Genomic DNA, 20,691 nt, shown 5'->3' on the forward strand with positions numbered 1-20,691 from the left:
GTCGCACTCTAGACGTTCGTCATTAATTGTCATGCGTCCATTAAGTTGGCAGGTACGCCAGTGCCTGTCGACTTTTGCTGTATCTAACTAAGTGCAGTGTTAATGCTTCAGTTAAAAGGTCGTTGCCCTCTACCTGCATCCCGTTAACCCCCCATCACCGTCACGGCTTCGATCGGCGAGCCCCTTGCTCCCCCTCCGTTTTACTGTCATCGTTTGCGCAATTGGTAATCTTTCTTGTTTGAGAAATTTTTGCGCATGCATGACTTTCCTGTAGCCAAGGCTGATACAGCCCGTCGCCAGCAGACCCTCACCGCCCTCTACAGCGACCACCATTCCTGGTTGCACGGTTGGCTGCGCAAGAAACTCGGCTGCTCACAACATGCCGCCGACCTGGCCCACGACGCGTTTATCCGCATCCTGCTGCTGGCCGAACCCCACACCATCAAGGAACCCCGGGCCTTCCTGGCGACGACGGCGGGGCGCTTGATGATTGATGGTGCGCGTCGGCGGCGGATCGAGAAGGCCTACATGGAAGCCCTGGTGATTCAGGGCGAAGACGCCGGTATGCCGGATCCGGCGGCCATTCATGTGGCACTCCAGGCCCTGGAGCGGATTGCCGACATGCTCACCGGCTTGCCCGCCAAGGCCCGCGAAGCCTTCCTGCTCAGCCGCCTCGACGGGCTGACCTACAGCGAAATCGCCGCACAACTTCAGGTGTCACCCAGCACCGTGAAGAACTACATCTCCAGCGCACTGGTGCACTGCTATCACACCCTGCACGGGGCGGACCCGCTGTCGTGAGTGCCGAGCAGATCATCAGTGAAGCCGCCCGTTGGCTGACGTTGTTGCACGACGATCACGTGACCGAAGCCGACCGTGCCGCATTCGATGCCTGGTGCCAGGCCGACCCACGGCATGCCGTCGCCATCGAACGGATGCGCAGCCTATGGGGCAGCCTCGACGAATTACCCGCCGCCCCGGCGCGCCTTGCCCTGAACCGCGCGTTTGCCCCGCAAAAACCAAGGTTTGCCGCCCGTGGCACCCAGGCCGTCGCGCTGTTGGCTGTGTTGCTGTGCGGCTGGGCCGGGATTGAGCGGCTGCCGGTGTGGATGGCCGACCAACGCACCAGCGTTGGCGAACGGCGTCAGGTGGCACTGGCCGACGGCAGCCAGGTGCAGCTCAACAGCAACTCGGCGCTGGACGTGAAGTTCGACGGCCACCAACGGGTGATCGAACTGTTGCAGGGCGAGATGTGGGTCGAGGTGGCCAAGGACGCGCAACGGCCGTTCGTGGTGCACACCGACCAGGGCACGGCCACGGCGTTGGGCACGCGTTTCCTGGTGCGCAAGGCCGAGGACGGCGCGACCGTTGTCACCGTGATCGAGTCCACCGTGGCCGTCAAAGGCACCCGCGCAGGGGACGTGAAAGTGCCGGCAGGGCAGAAGTCCACACTCAAGGACGGACACGCCAGCAACCCGCAACCCATTGGCAATGCCGACCCGGACGCCTGGACCCGTGGCCTGCTCAAGGTCGACGACCAACCCCTGAGCGAGGTGCTGCAAACCCTCGCCGGTTACCGTCACGGCCTGGTGCGCTTTGACCCGCAGGCGCTGCAAGGGATGCGCGTGTCGGGAGTATTCAAGCTCGACGACACCGGCGCGGCCCTGGCGTCACTGGCAGATAACCTGCCGATCAAGGTCGAGTACTTCACCGATTTGGTGGTGGTGATCAAGCCGCTGTAAAACGTCTGAATAAAAACTGCTCTCATTCATGCCCGATTTTCCGACATGGCCGTCATGACTAATAGAACCCCCATTTCCCAGGACTTCTCATGTCGCGCCTTGCTCGTCCCTTACCGCCACTGGCCCTTTCAGTGGCGATGGCTTTTGCCGCCGTACCCCTGCTGACCGTTCAAGCATCCTTCGCGGCTGAAAGTGCCGCGTTTTCCATTCCCGCCGGTGACCTGAGCCAGGCCCTCAACAGCCTCGCCGAACAGGCGGGCCTGGTATTGGCCTTTGATTCGAGCCTGACCCGCGGCAAACGCAGCAATGGCCTGAGCGGGCAGTACAGCACCGACGCCGCCCTGGGCCAATTGTTGGCCGGCAGCGGCTTACAAGCGCTGAAGATTGCCGACGACCGCTACCGCCTCGAAACCATCCCGCACACCGACGGCGCCATGGAATTGCAGGCCACCACCATCAGCGGCGCGTACCAGTCGGAAAGCCCCACCGGCCCGGTGTCTGGCTACGTGGCTACCCGCAGCCTGTCGGGTACCAAGACCGACACCGCGCTGATCGAAACCCCGCAGTCGATCTCCGTGGTCACCAAAGACCAGATGCGCGCGCAGAACGCCGAAAGCCTCAACCAGATCCTGCGCTACAGCGCCGCCGTGATCCCGGAAACCCGTGGCTCCACCGCCTCGCGTCTCGACCAGTTGACCATCCGTGGCTTTGCCCCGGCGACCTACCTCGACGGCCTGCGCATGCCCTCGAGCCGGGATGCCTTGCCGCAAAAAGACGCCTTCGACCTGGAGCGCGTCGAAGTGCTGCGCGGGCCCGCGTCGGTGCTGTACGGGCAGGGCACCCCCAGCGGCGTGATCAACATGGTCAGCAAGCGCCCGCTGGATACGCCGTTCCATGAAGTCGGCGTCGAGTACGGCACCTTCAACAAGAAGCGCACGACCTTTGACTTGAGCGGCCCGTTGGACGATCAGGGCGTGTATTCCTACCGTGTCGCCGGCCTGTTTGACGATGCCGACGGCCAGATCGACCACACCGAAACCCGTCGCCAATCCCTGTCCACCGCCTTCACCTGGCGCCCGGACGACAACACGTCGCTGACCTTGCTCGGGCATTTCCAGAAGGACCCCAAAGGCGCGTCCTACGGTTCGATGCCGGCCTGGGGCTCGGTGCTGCACAGCCCAACCGGGCGCAAGATCGACGTGGATTTCTACGACGGCGAGAAAAGCTTCGAGAAGAGTGACCGTGAGTATGACTCCATCGGCTACGCCTTCGAGCATCACTTCAACGATGTCTGGACCGTGCGCCAGAATGCCCGCTACCTGCGCAGCGAAGGGCAGTACCGCAGCCTCTACAGCAACTACCTGGAGAGCGATTACCGCACCATCCGGCGCTCGACTATCGCCAGCGACGTGAACATCGACGCCTACGCCCTCGACAACCAGTTGCAGGCCAAATTCGACACTGGCCCGTTGCAGCACACCGTGTTGATGGGCGCCGATTACCAGAACACCAGCACCGACACCCTGTCGGGCAGCGGCGTGTACACCGCAGGCCCTACGCTGGATATTTTCGACCCGGTGTACGGCGCGGCCGTGCCGGTACCGGCCTACACCAGCGACGCCACCTCGCGCAGCGAGCAAACCGGCGTGTACCTGCAAGAGCAGATGAAGTGGGACAAGTGGGTGTTGTTGATGGGCGGGCGTTATGACTGGGCCAGCACCGACAACAGCACCCTGGCCATGACGACCCGGAAGAAGACCAAATCCAGCCAGGACAGCAACGCCTTCACCGGCCGCCTGGGCCTGGTCTACCTGTTCGATAATGGCTTGGCGCCGTACGTCAGCTATTCGGAGTCCTTCCAGCCGCAATCCGGCACGGGCTACGGCGGCTCAACCTTCCAACCGACTGAAGGCAAGCAGACCGAAATCGGCATCAAGTACCAGCCGCCGGGCAGCAACAGCTTCATCACGGCGGCCATCTTCGACCTGCGCCAGACCAACGTGCCGACACTGGATCCGGACGCTTCCCACCTGTGCAACGGCTCGCGCTGCCAGATCCAGGACGGCGAGGTGCAATCCCGCGGGTTTGAACTGGAAGGCAAGGCCAGCCTGAACGACAACCTGGATATCACGGCGGCCTACGCCTACCTGGATAACCGCATCAGCAAGTCCAACAACACCGTGCGTTATGCGCCCATCAGTGACATCGGCGTCGGCCCGGCCGTGGCTGCCGAAGGCACTACCACCTATGCCGTACCGCGTCATACCGCATCGGCCTGGGCGGATTACACCCTGCATGACGGCACGTTGAAGGGCTTCGGCGTGGGGGCCGGTGCGCGGTATGTCGGTTCGTCATGGGGCGATACCGCCAACACCTTGAAGGTACCGGGCTACACCTTGTTCGATGCAGCGGTGCACTACGACATCCCGCACATCAACCGCCAGGGTGACAACCTGCGCCTGGCGGTGAACGCCACCAACCTGGCGAATAAAGAGTACGTCGCGTCCTGCTATTCCTACTCGTGGTGCTGGTATGGCTCACAGCGCACCGTGCAGGCCAGCGCGACGTATCAGTGGTAATCGGCAGATTATTTTATGGAGGATGGCCTTTTAACATCGGTGCTCACTCTTTATCATCCGCCCCCAGCAACTCCGGCCATGGAGACGCTCCATTCACTAAGGAAGTCGTAATGCACATTGGAAAAATGCTGGGGTTGGCCCTGATCACGTTGTCGATGGGCGGCTGCGCCAGCTTCACGAAGGACGAAGTAGCCCCCGTCACGCTGCCATCGAAGGCCAGCTACGCCAACAAACCGAACGTCTATGTAGACTTCAAGTTCTACCAGGGCGAGCCGACAAACGCCGCCGCTGCCGAAGTCCCACAAGCGCGGGACATGCTCAAGCCACAGCTGCAGAAAGTCCTGACCGACTCCGGCCTGTTCGGGCGCGTGACCCTGGATGAATTCCAGAAGCAGCCCGGGGATTACAGCCTGCGCCTGAAGGTCTACAACCATCCACCGGGTGGCGGCCAACTGGCACTGGCGTTTATCAGCGGCTTTACCTTCACCATCATCCCGGCGCTGGGGACTGATCAGTACACCATGAAGCTGGAGTCGGTGGACCCACAAGGCCAGGCGCTGAGCACCGGCACCAACCACGACTCGATCAATACCTGGATGGGTATCTGGTTTATCCCGTTGATGGCCAACACGCCGAAAGAGGCGGTGACCGATACCTTCACCCGCCAGGTCAATGCCCTGCTCAAGCAAATGATCGACGGCAATAACCTGAAGTATTCGGCACTGGATGCCGGCGTGCCACGGGCGTGACACGTAACTGAACGTTCTAAATAGCTGCGAGGGCAGGGTGACCGGCCCTCGCAGCCTGGGCCTTACTTAAGCGCCTTGATGAACAGCGGGTCGCTGTACAACGCCTTGAGCAAATCCCGCACCATCGGGTTGTAGGCGTTGGCGGCATTCGGGATCGCAATGAATCCGAAGAACGAACTGGACCAGGTGTGATTCACTTCCTTGGTCGCGTCGTACACCACGTCATTGCCCTTGAGCAGGGTAAACCGCGCGGCCAGCGTGCCGTGGCCGGAGCCCATGCCTGCCGACAGCGAATTCTTCACCACCAGCACTTGCAGATGACGTTCCGCTTGCGGGTTCAGCAGGCCTGCGAGTTGCAGTTCCTGGGTGATCGCAGCCTGGATATGCGCCGGGATGCTGCCACTGGGCGAGCGGATCGGGTTGGCACGTACGGACAACGAGCCTTCGCCCGACGCGGCCGTCACCTGGGCATTGCTGACGGGTTGCAGCGGCGCTGCGTGCTTGAGGACCTGGACGTTGTCGAAGTTCGGCTCGTATTGCGTCATGGTGACGCCGCAGCCTTGCAACAGCAGCGCGAGCAATGGGGTCAACAGTAGAAGCTTTTTCACGGCGTTTCCTTGCGTGAGTGTGGGAGAGCGCGGCGATTATCGTCAGACGCTGGCAGGTCGGCAACAAATAGTGGCAAAAGGCCTTGAGCAATGCGTAGCTTTTTGCCTCTGGTACCTGTCGGGAAAATCATCGAGAAGGCAATTTGCTGGCCCCTGTGTAACGAAAATCTCGCCAAAATCACTTTTATTTTCAGGTGGTTAGGCGGGATGCAAATGCGCAATGTTGGAATCATGCTGATCGCCTGCGCAATGGCGGGTGGGGCGGTTTCGGTTGAGGCACGGGAGCTGCGGGACAACGACAAGTACATGTGCAGCTGGGGCGCGGGCACCGCAGCCCGGGCCCAGGAATTGAAGCTGTCGGGCGTCTCGCTGTACGCCGCGCGGCAGAAGCTCAAGACCTACCAGTTCAAGAAACCCTGGATGCACATGATGGCCATGGGCATCACCGAGCAGACCTACGACAGCCGCTCCCGGGTCAAGCCCGAGGTGATTCGCCAGAGTTTTTATCAGGACTGTCTGCGCTACAAGCTGGCGCGTAAATGATTGCACCGCCCAGTACAAAATCTGCGTAAGCCTGTCCAACTTCGCCCTGAGGCCAGTCCGCATACTGGCCCCAGGTAACCGAAGAGGCACATGCCATGACCCGCTACGTCATCACTCCCAACGAAACTCCATCCCTCGCCATCCACGGCGACGACGCGCGCTTCCCCCTGCGTCGGGTGTTCTGTGTCGGGCGCAACTACAGCGAACATGCCCGCGAAATGGGCCACGACCCCGACCGCGAGCCGCCGTTCTTTTTCATGAAACCGGCGGATGCCGTGGTGCCTGCCGAGGGCGTGATCGCCTATCCGCCATTGACCGCCGACCTGCACCATGAAGTCGAGTTGGTGGTGGCCATCGGCAAGGGCGGCGTGGACATCGCCCCGGAAGACGCCTTTGCGCATATCTGGGGTTACGGCTTGGGCATCGACCTGACCCGCCGTGACCTCCAGGCCCAGGCGAAAAAGCTGTCGCGGCCGTGGGAATGGGCCAAGGCCTTCGATGAGTCGGCACCCTGCACCCCGTTGCAGCCGGTGAGCGCCGTTGGCCATCCGGTCAGCGGGCGTATCTGGCTCAAGGTCAATGGCGAGCAACGCCAAGTGGGCGACCTGGCGGACCAGATCTGGTCGGTCAGCGAGGTGATCAGCCACGCTTCCAAATCGGTGGCATTGAAGGCCGGCGACCTGATCTTCACCGGCACCCCGGCAGGCGTCGGCGCCTTGCAGCCGGGCGATGTGGTGACCGCCGGAATCGACGGCCTGGCGGAGCTGAGCTTCACCCTCGGCCAGGGTTGACGCTACAGTGGTGCCCAGGCCCTCCGAGAAGTACGTATGCCCGGCACCCGCATCACCACCTATGGCATGGAACAACGCAGCGACCGCTCCGACTTCTACATCCGCGACAAGCGGGGCAGGGCGGCGCTGACCAGTCCCCATCGCCACGAATACTTCCAGATCCAGATCAACCTGGGCGGCGACACCGTGCAGCACATCGGCGGCGCGGTGCGCCCGTTCCCGAAAAAGGCCCTGGCCTTTATCCTGCCCCATCGCCTGCACGTGATTCCCCATCCCGAAGACGGCGACTTCATGCTGATCAATTTCAGCCAGGGCTTTTTCCTGCCGCAACTGACCTGCGACCCGCTGGACCTGGAAGACATTCCCATCGGCCAGGCCCCGGAACTGTCGCCGTTCCGCTTTCAGGAGCAGCTGGACTTTATCCTTGAAGACGCTGCATTCGAGGAAGTCAAAACCTGGCTGGAACACATGCGCATCCTCGACGCCCACCGCAGCTTCGGCGCCCGAGAGCGGCTCAAGGGTTACCTGTTCCAGCTGATCGGGCTGGTGTGCCAGCAGTACGCCGAACCGCTCCAGGCGTTCGCCGCCAACAACGCCACCCGCCGTGGCCGCAAGGACGCCCTGGCTCGGGTGCAAGGCTACATCCGTGAGCATTTGCACGAGCCGTCGCTGAACCTGACCGATGCGGCGGCGGCAGCCTTTCTGTCCCCCAACTACCTGACCCACCTGTTGCGCAAGGAAACCGGCAAACCCTTCTCGCAATTGGTGCTCGACCGGCGCATGCAACTGGCGCGCACGCTGTTGCTCAACAGCCCGCAGATGATCGGCGCAATTGCGCACCGCTGCGGGTTTACCGACGAGGCCTATTTTTCCCGGTGTTTTCGCAAGGCCCACGGGCTCGCGCCGGGGCAGTTCAGGCGGCGTGAGCAGGGTTAACGCGCAATCCGCTGAGTGTTTTACAAATCCAACACAACCAATGTGTTTCAATTTACATACAATTGGGCGTCTCGGTGAGAAGCTGGGCGACGACGTTCGCTATCAGAAACACAAGGTGCAATGAGTGTATGAGTGAGCTGGAACCCCCTCAATCCAACGCCTTCCGCTATTTTGTCGTCGGGGTTCTGTGTGTCGCAGTGTTGTTGGGGGCCTATTTCGTTCGGCTCAATGCCCAGGTAGACCGGCAGAGGGAAGAGGCGGCGGAGCGCCTGGCGTTATGCCGGCAGGCAGCCAGCGTTTCGCGCAGCACGGCTCAGAACGAACTTGTGCTGGTGGATCCCTGCAAACACCTGTTTGAGCATTTTTTGAAGAAGCCCACGCACTTCTAATCAATAACCTTATTTTTATCGCGGAATTAAACGGCGCAAGTGTGTTTAATACAGGGCGTTGTTGCACCAAAAAGTGGCACTTCCAATAATCGGATCCATTAAAAATGTGTGGTTATTGAATGACTTAGCGCTGTTTTAATCCGACGAAAGGTTGAAAATTATCTTGTTACAAGTTTTGCCGCTCGGTAATATAGCCGGGCGTTCACCTCCCACGGTTTATGCATTTTTAAATCCCAAGTTTCCATCAGCTACTTGGGATTTTTTTTGCCCGCGATTTGAGGGTTGTATCAATCCTCTATGTCGGCAAACTCTGCGCGCATCCGGCCATTGCGCTTGGCCTGGTACAGCAACTTGTCGACGGCTTCGACAAAGGCCAGCGCCGCGCTGCCCGGCTTTACCGTGCAAGTGCCCACCCCCAGGCTCAATGTCAGCAAATTCGACACCGCCGAATGCCCGTGCTCGATCTGCTGCTGGCGGATCAGGTGCAGGCAGCGTTCGGCCACACGGCGGGCGGATTCGGCATCGGTTTCCGGCAGCAACCACACAAACTCCTCACCGCCGATACGCGCGATGAAGTCCCGTGGCCGGTTGGCCGCCCGGGAGAGCGTATGCGCCACTTGCCGCAGGCATTCATCACCCTTGATATGCCCGTAGAGGTCGTTGTACTGCTTGAAATAGTCGATATCCAACAGGATCAACGACAGCGGCAACTGGCTGCGCTGGGCACTGGTCCATTCCCGCGCCAGCACGGTGTCGAACATGCGCCGGTTGGCGATACCGGTGAGGCCGTCCTGGAACGAATATTCCTCCAACTGTTTTTGCAGGCGGATCAGGTGTTCCTCGGTCTTCTTGCGCTCGCTGATATCGAACATGAAGCCGATCAGCGCCTGCACCTCGCCGTCCTTGCGCTCCACATGCACCACGTCGCGAATCCACACGTACTCGCCGCTGGCGGTCAGCGCCCGGTAATCGGCTTCGTGGTCGACCCCGGCGCGGGACTGGGAGACGCAGAAGTTGACCACGTACTCGCGGTCGTCGGGGTGCATGCGTTCCACCCAGTCATCGACGGTGGCCCAGCTCTGCGGCGTCCAGCCCAGCAGCGCCTCGATCTGCGGGCCGATGTAGCTGAAAGTCATGGTTGCCCAGTCGATGCGCCAGGGGATGGCCTTGGTGGATTCGAGCAACGTCTTGTACACGGCACTGTCGGGTTCGATCAGAGGTTCGATGCTCATGGGGGATGCTCTTGAGGGCGGTAAAAAGACCATAGCATCTGGCCATCATCGCCAGGAATCAAGCGCTTCCCGCGGCATCGGATGAGAGGTGTCGGTGTGGTTTTTCTGGCGTCAGCCGGCCAGCGGTTTCAGCCGAATTGCGCACCAAGTATCACTTTTGAATTAATTCCCGGGCAGGTTGAAAAAGCTCATCTACCCTAGACGGATCACGTCCTCCGAGCCCCGAACAGGGAAGGGTGCCCGCATGGTTTCGATCGCCGAGTTTCGCCATATCATGGAGTCCGGCTTCCTGCCGCTCGCCTGCGACTGCTCGCTGAACAGCGATGGTTCGCTGCGCATCAACATCTTCGACCCGGCGTCCGGGCGCGTCGACCTGCTGCTGACCCGCGTGTCGCCCCAGGGTCTGGACAGCATCCGTTCCATCTCAAACCTGATTGGCGAACTGCGCACCGAGATCAAGGCCGGGCGCAGAGGGTTTGCGGCGGTCAGCTAGCGGCTCAGGAAATGGCCTGTGCCGTCGGGGTGGTTACCACCCCGTAACCGCGCCAGCAGCAGTGATCACGGTGGCCAGGCAGGAATACGCAACCGCCAAGGTTCATGAGCAGGACTGCGGCAACCAGCAGTGAAATTCGACGGGTCATGGTGATTTCCTCAAGGTAGTGAACGCTGCCAATCGACAAAAGTGCTTGCCGATTGCTAGCGGTTAACCCTTGAACGCAACCGCCTGGCCAAATCCGTCGCAGCGATTTGCATATTTCATCAACCCCCCGCAAACCCTGGGCAATACTGACCCTGTGTGCAGTCCTGAGCGGTCGCGAAAAAAGTTGATTTTAACGCGACGGATTATTCGGACACCTGCCGTTCAACCCTACAGCTGCGATCACTGGCGATCGCCGATGAAGGAGTTGTCATGAGACTTGCACGACCGCTGGCCAAATTACGTTATGCCTTGTTGATCCCGCTGGCACTGTCCGCCCTGGTCAGCACGCCGACGTTTGCCCAGACCGAAGTGATCATCCGCGATGCACCTCCGCCGATGCGTGTCGAGGCGGTTCCCATGGGGCGCCCTGGCTATGTGTGGGACCGCGGGCATTGGCGTTATCAAGGACGTGGCTACGTGTGGGTGCCGGGCCATTGGCAGCCGGTCATGCGCAACGCCCGCTGGGAACCCGGCCACTGGGAATCACGCGGCCCCAACTGGTACTGGAGAGAAGGGCACTGGGTCCGCTGACCATCCCGTCAACCTGACCCTTAGCCACCGGACCGAGACTTGCCCTATTGAAAGACACTGATCCGGACGTTGAGCTGTTGGCCCGCATCGGTAACAACGAACCGGCGGCCATCAACGAAATGGTGACGCGCAAACTGCCGCGTTTGCTCGCGCTCGCCAGTCGGATCCTCGGGGATGCCGATGAGGCCAGGGACGTGGCCCAGGAAAGCTTCCTGCGTATCTGGCGCCAGGCTGCGAGCTGGCGCAGCGGCGAAGCGCGTTTCGACACCTGGTTGCACCGCGTGGTGCTCAACCTGTGCCATGACCATTTGCGTCGGCGCAAGGAGCGCCCGCTGCACGACGACGAGGCCATGAACGAAGTGCTGGACAGCGCGCCAGCCCCCGATGAACAGCTGGAAGCCGCCGCCCGCAGTGAGCATATGGCGGCGGCGCTGGCGTCGCTGCCTGATCGCCAGCGCGAGGCGATTGTGCTGCAGTACTATCAAGAGCTGTCGAATATCGACGCTGCGGCGCTGATGAACATCAGCGTCGAGGCACTGGAGAGCTTGCTGTCACGGGCCCGGCGCAACCTGCGCAGTTACCTTGACGACACACCCGGGCCCGCCCGCCCAGGAAGGGGAAAACCATGACGCCCGAACGATTTGCCCAACTGGCCGAGGCTTACGGCGGCCACCTGCACCGCTGGCCCCGTGCCGAACAGGCGCAGGCCCAGGCACTGCTGGACGCAGGCGATGCCGGCGCACTCGAGGTGCTGCACCAGGCGCGATGGCTCGATGGCCAGTTGGACGCCTATCAACTGGCGCCCGTCGACCCGGCGCTGGCGCGGCAGATTCGCCAGTCGTTCCCCCAGCGCCAGTCCTTTTGGGCACGCTACGCCGGCTGGCTATCGCCCGCCGGCTTCGTCGGCGTGGGCATCGCCGGGATAGCTGCCGGCATCCTGGTGGCGTCCTTGAGCGTACCGCTGCCCACGCTCGGTCCTGAAGTACTGCCCAGTGTCTTCGACCAGGGCGACGCCGACGTCGTCTTCACCGTCAACGCCGAGGAAAGCGAGCAATGACCCCGTCACCCAAGTACCTGAAGCCGCTGCTGGTTGTGTCGGTGTTGTTCAACGTGTTTTTGATCGGTGGTGTCGGCGGTGGCCTGTACCACTGGCTGGCCAATGCCAAGCCCGCCGAAGCGGTGGTGAATCAGCATGGCCTGCGCCAGGCGATGGTCAAGCTGCCGCCGGAGCGGCGCAAGGAATTGCGCCAACTGCTGCGCCAGAACCGCGCCGACAGCCAGCCGCTGGTACTTGCCGGGCGTGAGGCGCGGCTGGACGTGATCAAGCAACTGGAGGCGCCGACCCTGGACCGTGAAGCGCTGGTGACGGATCTGGGCAAGGCCCGGGAGGCGGACATGGCGCTCCGGGCGCTGGTGGACAACACCCTGGCGCAGTTCGCCAACACCTTGCCCCGGGATGAACGCCAGCGGTTGGTGGAAGCGTTGTATATGAAGGGGCAGGCGAAGGGCAAGGCCGCCAAGAACCACTGAAGATCGTTCCCACGCGCTGCGTGGGAATGCCGCCCCGGACGCTCTGCGTCCAGTTGGCGAAGCAAGGTTCAAGTCTTGCGCCGTGGTGACGCGGAGCGTCACGGGATGCGTGCCCACGCAGAGCGTGGGAACGAGCATTAATAACCGAGACGGGCGACGGATTTTCCCGGTTGGCCGCGTTTAACCCGGGTAAGCCCGCCACTCAGGCGACGGCTAGTCTCATTGGGGAACCGTGCCATGTCCCGCATATTCAAGGCCACGCTGGCCGCCACGTTGATGGCGGCGGCGTTATCCGGTTGTATTGTCGAACCTGTTCATCCGCGGCGCCCGCCGCCGTTGGTTGAGGTCGTGCCGGTGGCACCGGCGCCGGGGTATCAGTGGGTGCGGGGGCACTATCGCTGGGGGAACGGGCAGTGGTTATGGGTGCCGGGGCATTGGCGGTATTGAACCCTCCACATTTTCGACTGAGACACTGAAACCCTGTGGGAGCTGGCTTGCCTGCGATGGCATCACCTTGATTCGACAGTGACATCCAAGCGATCCCATCGCAGCCTCGCCAACGCTCGACAGCTCCCACGATCAGTTTGGAATCAATCGAATGATGTCTATATGATATCGTTCGCACCCGGACGATTCTCAATAGGGATATTCATGAAGCTGATCAGTACGAACAAAAGCTTTAAAACCACGTTTCTGCGGTTGATCGCCCAGTATTCCAATATCAGTTTTGGTGTTGCATGGGCGTCTTCCGGCACCGAAGTATTTGCGACTCTGATCACCCACCGTAGCAAGATTAAGTCTGCTGTGATCGGTACACATTTTTATCAAACCCATCCTGATGTGTTGGATGAGTTTGTTGGTTCAGACTCCGTACGGTTCGTCGTGCAACCTAACGGTGTGTTTCACCCCAAGGTATATGTGTTCTGGGATGAACATTCCTGGGCCGTGTTGATCGGTAGCGCCAACCTGACGGCTGGCGCATTCAAGGTGAACACCGAACTGACCACCTTAATCACCAGTGCTGACACCGACTCATCTTTCAAGGACGAAGTGTTGGAACTCATCGCCGGTTATACCGCCAACGCGCGCACTATCAATCTCGATGAGGCTGCCAACTACCGTCGTATCTGGAAGCTGAAGCGGCCGGAGTTGGACTGCTTGGCGGACCAGTACGGTGGCCGGGAGGCCGGCAAACCTGCGATTGATTCGACAGTGATGAGCATGGATTGGGCTACCTATTTTGCGCGGATCCAGCAAGACCCAATTCACGGGTTTAAACACCGCATCTCATTGCTCAAAACCGTACGCAACGCATTCGAAAAACACGCCCATTTTAACGATATGGATGTGCAGATTCGTCGCGGTATCGCCGGGGTAAAAAGCAGCTTTCTTCCGAATTCCGAATGGTTTGGCAGCATGACCGGGGCGGGTGTGTTTCGCAGCCTTGTTCTTCAGGGCGCGCCTGGGCTTTCCTTGGCGCTGGACAAGATCCCGCTGGAGGGTGCAGTCAGCCGGTCCGACTACGACGGATTTGTCGAAGAGTACGTCAAGGCTTTTGCCAACGGACGCCATGGCATTGGCACGGCCACACGGTTATTGGCGATGAAGCGACCTGACACCTTTCTCTGTATTGACTCGGCCAACCGCGCGAAGTTGGCTGAAGATGTGGGTATTCCACGACCTGATCAAATTGACTATGGGCGCTACTGGGATGAGGTCGTGCTGCGATTAATGGCAGCGCCATGGTGGAGCGCGCCGAAACCTGCGGCTCCCGACGAACTGGAAGCCTGGAAGGGAAGGGCGGCGATGCTGGATGCTATTTTTTACGTGCAGAAGTAGCTGTTCATATCCGTTGTTTTTGCACATTTTATTTTAAGGAAAGACGCCTTATAAAGGCATCTGATGGAGCTGAAATGGACATGCCCAGTGTGATCGCATACGCGATGGATCCGATAAAATTGTCGGCTTTCGGAATCATCGTATTTTTTGCCTCTCTATTTTTTTTCTCCCGGTTTATAAAAACTGATATCGGCTGGAAACGAATTGATTATTTCTGGCTGCTCTTTGGGGCACTCGGTCTGGTAGCGGCCTGCAACGTGGTTAAAAAAGACTGGTACGAAACACAAGTTTCCCTCGATCGAGGCGGTGTTGAGAATCTGTGGCGTAATGTGGTTTCGGTCGGGGCGAAAATGGGGTCGCCTGATATGTGCGCGTCCGCAGTCATTGACGCGAGGCCGAGTCCTTCTGCTCGGGATGAACGGATCCGGGCATGCACGCTGTTTGAGCAATACGTCATTGATAGAAAGGCCGATGAGCTGACACGCATACGTTTCTATGACACGTTAAGGCTGGCGGGTGCCTTAAAGACGCAATACAAAGATCCGGAAGTCATTAACCGGCTGACAGGTTTGGAAAAGACGTTTGACGAGCTTTCCAAGGCTGAGAAAGAGTTACGAGATCACGAGTTTTTACTGGAAGAGGCAAAGGGAAGCAGAGAATTTACCTATCTTTTCCCCTATCTTTTTGTACTGGCAGTGGCTATTCGTCTTGCCAAGGTCAGGGGGGAAATCAATCTCTCGAACCTTTCCAGAAACAAGCAGAAAGAGCAGGCGGTACCCGCCCCTGCAACAGCTCCAGTGTTGAGTGCCGAGCCCGTCGCTAGTCCTCCGTCAACACCTTCCTGAACGTCTCCACCAACGGCCGCAAATTGATCCGATGCCACGCCGCCCACAGCGGCGTGGTGTAGGTCAGCCACGGCAGTTCCCGCAGCACCACGCCCGGTGGTGCATTGCGGCTCAAACCCTTTTGCACCATCGCCACACCCAACCCCGACGCCACCAATCCTAACGCGGTAAACGGCTCGCTGGCTTCCATCGGAATCTGCGGGGTAAACCCTGCCCGAATGCACGCCGCAACAAAGTCATCCGCCGGGTTTGCACCCGCTTTGCGTTGCACGCCAATCCATTGTTGCTCGGCCAGATGCTCAGGCAGTAATTCGCTGACGCTGGCCAGCGGGTGCTGTTCGGGCAGCGCCAGCAGCATCGGGTCGTCCAGCACTTGCAGGGCGATCAGGTCCGGGTCATCCGCCGCCGGTGGTTCACCCACCAGGGCGATGTCCAGGCTGCGTTGGCGCAAGCCTTCCAGTTGCTCAGTGGAGGGCAGGTTGTACAGCGCGATATGCACGTTGGGCCGCGCACCGCGCAATACCTTCAGAGCGTTGGGCAACACGCCCGCGTGCATGGCGTTTTCGATGTAGCCGATGCACAGACCGCCTTCTTCGCCTTTGCCCAATCGCCGGCCCAGGGATTCCAGGCGGTTGGCGTGGGTCAGCAGCGCCTTGGTTTCGGCAAGAAACGTCTGGCCGTCGCGGGTCAGGCGGATACGCTGTTGGCTGCGCTCGAACAGGGTCAGGCCCAGGCGCTCTTCCAACTGGGCAATCTGCCGGCTCAGGGGCGATTGGGAGATGTGCAACCGTTCGGCAGCACGCCCCACGTGTTCTTCTTCAGCGACTACAACGAAGTAGCGCAATTGGCGGAAATCGATCATGTCAGACCCGTAGGGACTCAAGTTGGTCGCAGTATGTCTTGGACGGTCTGATCTCTGCAATCTAGGATCTGCTCAACGGTCGCCACAGCGACCTTGAACAATCTTGAGGATTCACCCCATGAGCTTGAAAGACAAACTGCCCGGCGTGCTGGGTTTTGGCACCGCCCCCTTGGGCAACATGTTCCGCGCAATTGCGGAAGAAGAGGCGCAAGCCACCGTTGAAGCGGCCTGGAACCAGGGCGTGCGCTACTTCGACACCGCACCGTTCTACGGTTCGGGCCTCTCGGAAATTCGCCTGGGCCAGGCCCTGTCCAAGTACAACCGTGACGACTATGTGCTCAGCACCAAGGTCGGCCGGGTGATCCTGGATGAAGTGGAAGAAACCGCCCGCGACCTCGGCGAGAAAAGCGGTGTGTTCGAACACGGCCGACCGAACAAGATGGTCAATGACTACAGCGCCGATGCCACCCTGCGCTCCATCGAAGACAGCCTGAACCGCCTGCAAACCGACCGCCTCGACATTGTGTGGATTCACGACATCGCCCAGGACTTCTACGGGGACCAATGGCTGGACTACTTCAACCAGGCGCGCACTGGGGCTTTCAAGGTGCTGACCCGCCTGCGTGAAGAAGGCGTGATCAAGGCCTGGGGCCTGGGCGTCAACCGTGTTGAGCCGTGCGAGTTGACCCTGGACCTGACCGAAGCCCAGCCCGACGGCTTCCTGCTCGCCGGGCGCTACACTTTGCTCGACCACGAACGTGCCTTGCAGCGCCTGATGGACGCGGCCCTGGCGCAGAACGTCGAAATCGTGGTCGGCGGCCCTTACAGCTCCGGCATCCTGGCGGGCGGTGCGCATTTTGAGTACCAGAAAGCCAGCCCGGCGATCATCAGCAAGGTCGAGCAGATCAAGGCGATTGCCGCTGCTCATGGCGTGAGTGTGAAAGCCGCTGCACTGCAATTCTCCCTGGCTCATCCGGCGGTGGCGGCAGTGATTCCGGGTGCCAGTCGTCCGGGTCGAATTGCCGAAGACGTTGCGGCGTTGTCAGAGAAGATTCCCGCAGCCTTTTGGCAGGCCCTGCGCGACGCCCGATTGATTTCGGCTCGTGCACCGCTGCCGCTCTAACCATAGGAACGCGAACATGAAAATTGATATCAGTGGCAAAGTCGCAATCGTCAGTGGCAGCACCGCCGGCATCGGCCTGGGCATCAGCCAGGCCCTGGCGCAATCCGGCGCCACGGTGGTGGTGATCGGGCGTGAGTCGGGCAAGGTCGACGAGGCGCTGGCGACCATTCGCCAGGCCGTCCCCGGCGCTGAGCTGCGTGGTCTGGTGGCAGATCTGGGCACGGCCGAGGGCGCCGAAAAACTGTTCGCCGCCGAGCCGCGGGCCGACATCCTGGTGAACAACCTCGGGATCTTCAACGACGTCGATTTCTTCGACGCCCCCGACAGCGAGTGGACGCGTTTCTACGAGGTCAACGTGATCTCCGGCGTGCGTTTGTCGCGGCACTATACGCCGGGCATGGTCGAGCAGGGCTGGGGCCGGGTGATCTTTGTATCGTCGGAATCGGGTGTGGCAACGCCCGCCGACATGATCAACTACGGCGTCACCAAAAGCGCCAACCTGGCGGTGTCCCATGGCTTGGCCAAACGCCTGGCGGGCACCGGGGTGACGGTCAATGCGATCCTGCCGGGGCCGACCTTTACCGATGGCCTGGAGCACATGCTCAAGGACGCCGTGGCCAAGTCCGGGCGCAGTGCGCGGGACGAGGCGGATGTGTTTGTGCGCAATGCGCGGCCGACGTCGATCATCCAGCGCGCAGCGAATGTGGATGAAGTGGCGAATCTGGTGGCGTACATTGCTTCACCGCTGTCCTCTGCCACCACCGGGGCCGCATTGCGGGTCGACGGCGGTGTTGTCGACAGCATGGCGATCTGATTTTTCTTGAATGGTTTGGAGTGTTAATCGTGGCAAAAGCATCTGCTGTTATTGAAATCCCGGTGTCGGCCGAACAGGTTTGGCAATTGGTCGGCGGCTTCAATTCGCTGCCGGACTGGCTGCCCTTTATCGCCAAGAGCGAGCCGAGTGAAGGCGGCCGTGTGCGCCATCTGCAAACGGCTGATGGTGGTGTGGTGGTGGAGCGTCTGCAACGCTTTGATAACGCGGCACGTACTTACAGCTACTCCATCAGCGAGTCGCCGTTTCCGGTGAGTGAGTACCTGGCGACGTTGACGGTTGAGGCATTGACGGACAGCACCGCCAAGGTCACCTGGTCGGGTGTGTTTACCCCGGTGGCCGGTGTGACGGATGCGGCGGTGGAGGCGTTGTTCAGCGGTGTCTACAGCGGCGGGCTGGAAGCGCTGCGGGGCAATTTCCCAGGCTGAAATATTGGCTTGGGGTCAATGAGGTCAAAGGTGGGAGCTGGCTTGCCTGCGATAGCATCAACTCGGTATCACTGATAAACCGAGGTGCCTGCATCGCAGGCAAGCCAGCTCCCACATTTTACAGCGGTGTTCTTCAGGCTTCGGGCATCAGTTGCTGGCGGCATTCGAGGATCAGCTTCGCGCCGCCACTCTCGCTGCTGCCGACTTCCAGTTTGAAACCGTGCAGGTTGATGATCGCGGCCACAATCGACAGCCCCAAGCCAAACCCGCCTTGCTGTTGATTGCCTTCGTCCACTCGATAAAAACGCTGGAACACCGCGGCCCGTTCCGCTGCCGGAATCCCGGGGCCGGAGTCGAGCACTTCGATGCGGGTGCTACCGGCATCGTTTACGCCGCGCAAAATCACTTCGCCGCCCGGCGGGGTGAATTTGATCGAGTTGCTCAGCAGGTTGGCCAAGGCTTCGAACAGCAGCGCGCGGTCGCCGGTGATCCAGGGCAACGAGTCCGGCACTTGCAGCAGCAGTTCCATCTGGCCTTCTTCTGCCAGGGGCAGGTAGAAGTCGTGGAGTTCCTGCAGCAAGGGCAGGGGATCAAGCACCAGAAAGCCTGAGCGACGCTGATGGTCTTCCAGTTCGGAAATCCGCAGCAGGCCGCGAAAGCGCGCCATCAAGGTGTCGGTTTCGGCGATGGCCGCGTCCAGTTGCAGGGCGTGGGGTGCGTCTTCGTCGGCCTGCTGCTGGATCCGGTACAGCTGCGCCCGCAGGCGGGTCAGCGGGGTGCGCAGGTCGTGGGCGATGTTGTCGCACACGCCCTTGACCTCGTTCATCAGCTTCTCGATGCGGTCGAGCATCGCGTTGACGATGGCCGCCAGCATGTCCAGTTCGTCGCGTCGGTCTGACAACGGTAAACGGTGGGTCAGGTCGCCGGCCACGATGGCTTCGGCACTCGCCTGGATCCCGCGAATCCGCCGCAACGGGCGCCGGCGCAGCAGGTGCCAACCCGCGGCCCCGGGAATGATCGTCAGGGTGATGCCCCACAGCAAGGCGTGCAGGATGATCCGGGTCACGCCAAACAGCGAGCCGTTGGCGCGCACCAAAATCAGCCAGCGGCCGTCTTCGGTGTGGGTGGCCACGGCGTCGCAGCTGTCGCGGGGCAGTTTCGGATCGTCGGAGTCAATGCAGTTGGCCAGGGCGTGGATGTGCCCGTCCATTGGCAGGTCCGGCGGTATCACGCGGATCGGGCCGCTGATGGGGTTGAACTGGTCGTCGAACAGGCCGTAGGCGTCAACGCCCTTCATGTCGAAAGTCATGCTGGTGGTCAGGGCTTCCACCAGTTCTTCGCCGTCAAAGCGCTGGAACAGGTGCTGGCGCTGCATCAGGGAGTGGCGCGAGAGGTCGCCCAGGTAACCGGACACCTCGTAGTAGAGCACACCCATGAGGATGCAGCTCCAGGCCACGAACAACGAACTGTAGAGCGCCAGCAGCCGGCTGCTGGAGGAGCGCCAGCCTTTAGAGGGGTTCAGCAATGACATACCCGGAGCCTCGTACCGTGCGGATCAGCGGCGTGAGGCCCGGCGGGTCGATTTTTTTACGCAGGCGACCAATGTGCACGTCGATCAGGTTGGTGCCCGGGTCGAAGTGATAACCCCAGACCTCCTCGAAGATCATCATCCGCGAGAGGATTTGCCCGGTGTTGCGCATCAGGAATTCCAGCAGCTTGTATTCCGTCGGCAACAGGCTCAGGGGTTGTTCGGCGCGACTGGCTTCACGGCTGATCAGGTTCAGTTCCAGATCCGCTACGCGCAGGGCGGTTTCGAATTCCTTGACCGTGCTTTTGCGTCGCAGCAGCACTTCGACGCGGGCGGCCATTTCGTCGGAGGCGAACGGTTTGGTCAGGTAGTCATCACCGCCGGCGCGCAGGCCGCGTACCCGTTCATCCACGTCGGAGAGGGCGCTGATCATCAGGATCGGTGTGGAGACGCCGATGGTGCGCAGGGTGGTGACGATGGCCAGGCCATCCAGTTCCGGGAGCATGCGGTCGAGAGTGATCAAGTCGTAATCACCGCTGACGGCACGGACCAGGCCTTCGCGGCCATTGTCTACCCAGTCTACGTCCAGTCCATGGCTACTCAGCTCTGCAACGATCTCGCGGGCCGTTACGGCGTCGTCCTCGATGGTCAAAATGCGGGTCATAAGGATTACCTGGTGAGCGATTCACACTGAAGTGCGGGCATTTTGCCAAGAAATGATAGCGCGCTTCCTAAATAAAAATTTATGTAGGTACAAACCACACAATTCACCTTACCCCGCTGAATCTGAACGAAGGCTGTGCATGTAGGATTTTTTGCAGGCCACCGCTTGCTCAAGGGTTGTTTCCTACAAGGAATGCATTACGCCCGCCGCGCCAGGGCATTTCTTGCAAGTTGCATGGTT

Annotated in this window: 25 protein-coding genes; 19 read left to right on the forward strand and 6 right to left on the reverse strand. The window is 60.6% G+C overall.

The features are described from left to right. Positions 1–255 precede the first annotated feature (255 nt). The 4 genes from LIY45_RS10195 to LIY45_RS10210 all read left to right on the forward strand — a co-directional run bounded on the left by LIY45_RS10195 (position 256) and on the right by LIY45_RS10210 (position 5,070). Positions 256–801 (forward strand): sigma-70 family RNA polymerase sigma factor, encoded by a 546-nt coding sequence (locus LIY45_RS10195; protein WP_226476215.1) that lies wholly within the window; start codon positions 256–258, stop codon positions 799–801. Then, positions 798–1,742, forward strand: a complete 945-nt coding sequence (locus tag LIY45_RS10200) for a FecR family protein (protein ID WP_226476216.1) — start codon at positions 798–800, stop codon at positions 1,740–1,742. Before LIY45_RS10195 ends, LIY45_RS10200 begins: the two co-directional genes overlap by 4 nt. Before the next feature lie 89 nt (positions 1,743–1,831). Further along, entirely contained in the window at positions 1,832–4,321 is a 2,490-nt protein-coding gene (locus LIY45_RS10205) for a TonB-dependent siderophore receptor (protein ID WP_226476217.1), read from the forward strand. 110 nt (positions 4,322–4,431) lie between these two features. Continuing rightward, positions 4,432–5,070, forward strand: coding sequence for a hypothetical protein (locus LIY45_RS10210; RefSeq protein WP_226476218.1), 639 nt, complete (start codon positions 4,432–4,434; stop codon positions 5,068–5,070). Positions 5,071–5,132: 62 nt separating this feature from the next. On the opposite strand, the gene LIY45_RS10215 is transcribed toward LIY45_RS10210, so the two are convergent. Continuing rightward, positions 5,133–5,678: a hypothetical protein gene (locus LIY45_RS10215; RefSeq protein WP_226476219.1), complete on the reverse strand. Its 546-nt coding sequence runs from the start codon at positions 5,676–5,678 to the stop codon at positions 5,133–5,135. 213 nt (positions 5,679–5,891) lie between these two features. Between LIY45_RS10215 and LIY45_RS10220 the strand changes: the two genes are divergently transcribed. From LIY45_RS10220 to LIY45_RS10235, 4 genes are all read left to right on the forward strand, one after another. Continuing rightward, positions 5,892–6,221, forward strand: a complete 330-nt coding sequence (locus LIY45_RS10220; RefSeq protein WP_017477125.1) for a hypothetical protein — start codon at positions 5,892–5,894, stop codon at positions 6,219–6,221. Positions 6,222–6,316: 95 nt separating this feature from the next. Then, positions 6,317–7,012, forward strand: coding sequence for a fumarylacetoacetate hydrolase family protein (locus LIY45_RS10225; RefSeq protein WP_177055127.1), 696 nt, complete (start codon positions 6,317–6,319; stop codon positions 7,010–7,012). A gap of 36 nt (positions 7,013–7,048) precedes the next feature. After that, positions 7,049–7,948 (forward strand): AraC family transcriptional regulator, encoded by a 900-nt coding sequence (locus tag LIY45_RS10230; RefSeq protein ID WP_226476220.1) that lies wholly within the window; start codon positions 7,049–7,051, stop codon positions 7,946–7,948. A gap of 128 nt (positions 7,949–8,076) precedes the next feature. Further along, entirely contained in the window at positions 8,077–8,337 is a 261-nt protein-coding gene (locus tag LIY45_RS10235; protein WP_226476221.1) for a disks large-associated family protein, read from the forward strand. Between the two features lie 287 nt (positions 8,338–8,624). Here the strand turns inward: LIY45_RS10235 and LIY45_RS10240 are convergent, their stop codons facing one another. Further along, positions 8,625–9,569, reverse strand: coding sequence for a diguanylate cyclase (locus LIY45_RS10240; RefSeq protein ID WP_226476222.1), 945 nt, complete (start codon positions 9,567–9,569; stop codon positions 8,625–8,627). A gap of 244 nt (positions 9,570–9,813) precedes the next feature. Between LIY45_RS10240 and LIY45_RS10245 the strand changes: the two genes are divergently transcribed. Continuing rightward, positions 9,814–10,062, forward strand: a complete 249-nt coding sequence (locus LIY45_RS10245; RefSeq protein ID WP_017477131.1) for a DUF1652 domain-containing protein — start codon at positions 9,814–9,816, stop codon at positions 10,060–10,062. Between the two features lie 4 nt (positions 10,063–10,066). Here LIY45_RS10245 and LIY45_RS10250 read toward each other — a convergent pair whose 3' ends face one another. Continuing rightward, positions 10,067–10,210 (reverse strand): hypothetical protein, encoded by a 144-nt coding sequence (locus LIY45_RS10250; protein WP_167410160.1) that lies wholly within the window; start codon positions 10,208–10,210, stop codon positions 10,067–10,069. Positions 10,211–10,479: 269 nt separating this feature from the next. On the opposite strand from LIY45_RS10250, the gene LIY45_RS10255 reads away from it, so the two are divergent. The 7 genes from LIY45_RS10255 to LIY45_RS10285 all read left to right on the forward strand — a co-directional run bounded on the left by LIY45_RS10255 (position 10,480) and on the right by LIY45_RS10285 (position 15,014). Then, positions 10,480–10,800, forward strand: a complete 321-nt coding sequence (locus LIY45_RS10255; RefSeq protein WP_226476223.1) for a YXWGXW repeat-containing protein — start codon at positions 10,480–10,482, stop codon at positions 10,798–10,800. A gap of 47 nt (positions 10,801–10,847) precedes the next feature. Beyond that, the gene (locus tag LIY45_RS10260; protein ID WP_017477133.1) at positions 10,848–11,429 is read left to right on the forward strand and encodes an RNA polymerase sigma factor; all 582 of its coding nucleotides are present in this window, start codon (positions 10,848–10,850) and stop codon (positions 11,427–11,429) included. Next, positions 11,426–11,857: a hypothetical protein gene (locus LIY45_RS10265; RefSeq protein ID WP_017477134.1), complete on the forward strand. Its 432-nt coding sequence runs from the start codon at positions 11,426–11,428 to the stop codon at positions 11,855–11,857. The genes LIY45_RS10260 and LIY45_RS10265 overlap by 4 nt, the downstream gene beginning before the upstream one ends. Continuing rightward, positions 11,854–12,330 carry a periplasmic heavy metal sensor gene (locus tag LIY45_RS10270; RefSeq protein ID WP_226476224.1) on the forward strand — a complete coding sequence of 159 codons (477 nt, stop codon included), beginning with the start codon at positions 11,854–11,856 and terminating at the stop codon, positions 12,328–12,330. The genes LIY45_RS10265 and LIY45_RS10270 overlap by 4 nt, the downstream gene beginning before the upstream one ends. Positions 12,331–12,567: 237 nt before the next feature. Continuing rightward, positions 12,568–12,777, forward strand: a complete 210-nt coding sequence (locus LIY45_RS10275) for a YXWGXW repeat-containing protein (RefSeq protein WP_076016843.1) — start codon at positions 12,568–12,570, stop codon at positions 12,775–12,777. Between the two features lie 204 nt (positions 12,778–12,981). Continuing rightward, a complete protein-coding gene (locus tag LIY45_RS10280; RefSeq protein WP_226476225.1) occupies positions 12,982–14,169 on the forward strand; it encodes a phospholipase D family protein in 1,188 nt (395 codons plus the stop codon). A gap of 74 nt (positions 14,170–14,243) precedes the next feature. Further along, on the forward strand, positions 14,244–15,014 hold the full coding sequence (locus tag LIY45_RS10285; protein WP_226476226.1) for a hypothetical protein: 771 nt from the start codon (positions 14,244–14,246) through the stop codon (positions 15,012–15,014). Here LIY45_RS10285 and LIY45_RS10290 read toward each other — a convergent pair. Then, positions 14,989–15,876, reverse strand: a complete 888-nt coding sequence (locus LIY45_RS10290; protein WP_226476227.1) for a LysR substrate-binding domain-containing protein — start codon at positions 15,874–15,876, stop codon at positions 14,989–14,991. The genes LIY45_RS10285 and LIY45_RS10290 overlap by 26 nt on opposite strands. A 118-nt stretch (positions 15,877–15,994) precedes the next feature. Here LIY45_RS10290 and LIY45_RS10295 point away from each other — a divergent pair, with 118 nt between their 5' ends. Genes LIY45_RS10295 through LIY45_RS10305 form a run of 3 tightly spaced genes read left to right on the forward strand, consistent with a single transcriptional unit; the run spans position 15,995 to position 18,259 of the window. Then, positions 15,995–16,999 (forward strand): aldo/keto reductase, encoded by a 1,005-nt coding sequence (locus LIY45_RS10295; RefSeq protein WP_226476228.1) that lies wholly within the window; start codon positions 15,995–15,997, stop codon positions 16,997–16,999. A gap of 16 nt (positions 17,000–17,015) precedes the next feature. Next, a complete protein-coding gene (locus LIY45_RS10300) occupies positions 17,016–17,813 on the forward strand; it encodes an SDR family oxidoreductase (protein ID WP_226476229.1) in 798 nt (265 codons plus the stop codon). Positions 17,814–17,842: 29 nt separating this feature from the next. Then, the gene (locus LIY45_RS10305; RefSeq protein ID WP_226476230.1) at positions 17,843–18,259 is read left to right on the forward strand and encodes an SRPBCC family protein; all 417 of its coding nucleotides are present in this window, start codon (positions 17,843–17,845) and stop codon (positions 18,257–18,259) included. A 133-nt stretch (positions 18,260–18,392) separates the two neighbouring features. Here LIY45_RS10305 and LIY45_RS10310 read toward each other — a convergent pair whose 3' ends face one another. Together LIY45_RS10310 and LIY45_RS10315 are read right to left on the reverse strand one after the other, a co-directional pair. Further along, complete coding sequence (locus tag LIY45_RS10310; RefSeq protein WP_226476231.1) at positions 18,393–19,790, reverse strand: HAMP domain-containing sensor histidine kinase; 1,398 nt, start codon at positions 19,788–19,790, stop codon at positions 18,393–18,395. Continuing rightward, complete coding sequence (locus tag LIY45_RS10315) at positions 19,768–20,451, reverse strand: response regulator transcription factor (RefSeq protein WP_003219726.1); 684 nt, start codon at positions 20,449–20,451, stop codon at positions 19,768–19,770. Before LIY45_RS10315 ends, LIY45_RS10310 begins: the two co-directional genes overlap by 23 nt. Positions 20,452–20,691 lie beyond the last annotated feature (240 nt).

This window comes from Pseudomonas sp. MWU16-30323 (assembly GCF_020515595.1).
In the GTDB taxonomy this organism is placed as follows: Bacteria; Pseudomonadota; Gammaproteobacteria; order Pseudomonadales; family Pseudomonadaceae; genus Aquipseudomonas; species Aquipseudomonas yamanorum.

Excerpts from the sequence above, each read along its gene's own strand:
- LIY45_RS10195 (WP_226476215.1), top strand. The coding sequence starts at position 256 with ATGCATGACTTTCCTGTAGCCAAGGCTGATACAGCCCGTCGCCAGCAG.
- LIY45_RS10205 (WP_226476217.1), top strand. The coding sequence starts at position 1,832 with ATGTCGCGCCTTGCTCGTCCCTTACCGCCACTGGCCCTTTCAGTGGCG.
- LIY45_RS10210 (WP_226476218.1), top strand. The coding sequence starts at position 4,432 with ATGCACATTGGAAAAATGCTGGGGTTGGCCCTGATCACGTTGTCGATG.
- LIY45_RS10220 (WP_017477125.1), top strand. The coding sequence starts at position 5,892 with ATGCGCAATGTTGGAATCATGCTGATCGCCTGCGCAATGGCGGGTGGG.
- LIY45_RS10225 (WP_177055127.1), top strand. The coding sequence starts at position 6,317 with ATGACCCGCTACGTCATCACTCCCAACGAAACTCCATCCCTCGCCATC.
- LIY45_RS10230 (WP_226476220.1), top strand. The coding sequence starts at position 7,049 with ATGCCCGGCACCCGCATCACCACCTATGGCATGGAACAACGCAGCGAC.
- LIY45_RS10235 (WP_226476221.1), top strand. The coding sequence starts at position 8,077 with ATGAGTGAGCTGGAACCCCCTCAATCCAACGCCTTCCGCTATTTTGTC.
- LIY45_RS10240 (WP_226476222.1), bottom strand. The coding sequence starts at position 9,569 with ATGAGCATCGAACCTCTGATCGAACCCGACAGTGCCGTGTACAAGACG.
- LIY45_RS10245 (WP_017477131.1), top strand. The coding sequence starts at position 9,814 with ATGGTTTCGATCGCCGAGTTTCGCCATATCATGGAGTCCGGCTTCCTG.
- LIY45_RS10250 (WP_167410160.1), bottom strand. The coding sequence starts at position 10,210 with ATGACCCGTCGAATTTCACTGCTGGTTGCCGCAGTCCTGCTCATGAAC.
- LIY45_RS10255 (WP_226476223.1), top strand. The coding sequence starts at position 10,480 with ATGAGACTTGCACGACCGCTGGCCAAATTACGTTATGCCTTGTTGATC.
- LIY45_RS10265 (WP_017477134.1), top strand. The coding sequence starts at position 11,426 with ATGACGCCCGAACGATTTGCCCAACTGGCCGAGGCTTACGGCGGCCAC.
- LIY45_RS10270 (WP_226476224.1), top strand. The coding sequence starts at position 11,854 with ATGACCCCGTCACCCAAGTACCTGAAGCCGCTGCTGGTTGTGTCGGTG.
- LIY45_RS10275 (WP_076016843.1), top strand. The coding sequence starts at position 12,568 with ATGTCCCGCATATTCAAGGCCACGCTGGCCGCCACGTTGATGGCGGCG.
- LIY45_RS10280 (WP_226476225.1), top strand. The coding sequence starts at position 12,982 with ATGAAGCTGATCAGTACGAACAAAAGCTTTAAAACCACGTTTCTGCGG.
- LIY45_RS10285 (WP_226476226.1), top strand. The coding sequence starts at position 14,244 with ATGGACATGCCCAGTGTGATCGCATACGCGATGGATCCGATAAAATTG.
- LIY45_RS10290 (WP_226476227.1), bottom strand. The coding sequence starts at position 15,876 with ATGATCGATTTCCGCCAATTGCGCTACTTCGTTGTAGTCGCTGAAGAA.
- LIY45_RS10295 (WP_226476228.1), top strand. The coding sequence starts at position 15,995 with ATGAGCTTGAAAGACAAACTGCCCGGCGTGCTGGGTTTTGGCACCGCC.
- LIY45_RS10300 (WP_226476229.1), top strand. The coding sequence starts at position 17,016 with ATGAAAATTGATATCAGTGGCAAAGTCGCAATCGTCAGTGGCAGCACC.
- LIY45_RS10310 (WP_226476231.1), bottom strand. The coding sequence starts at position 19,790 with ATGTCATTGCTGAACCCCTCTAAAGGCTGGCGCTCCTCCAGCAGCCGG.
- LIY45_RS10315 (WP_003219726.1), bottom strand. The coding sequence starts at position 20,451 with ATGACCCGCATTTTGACCATCGAGGACGACGCCGTAACGGCCCGCGAG.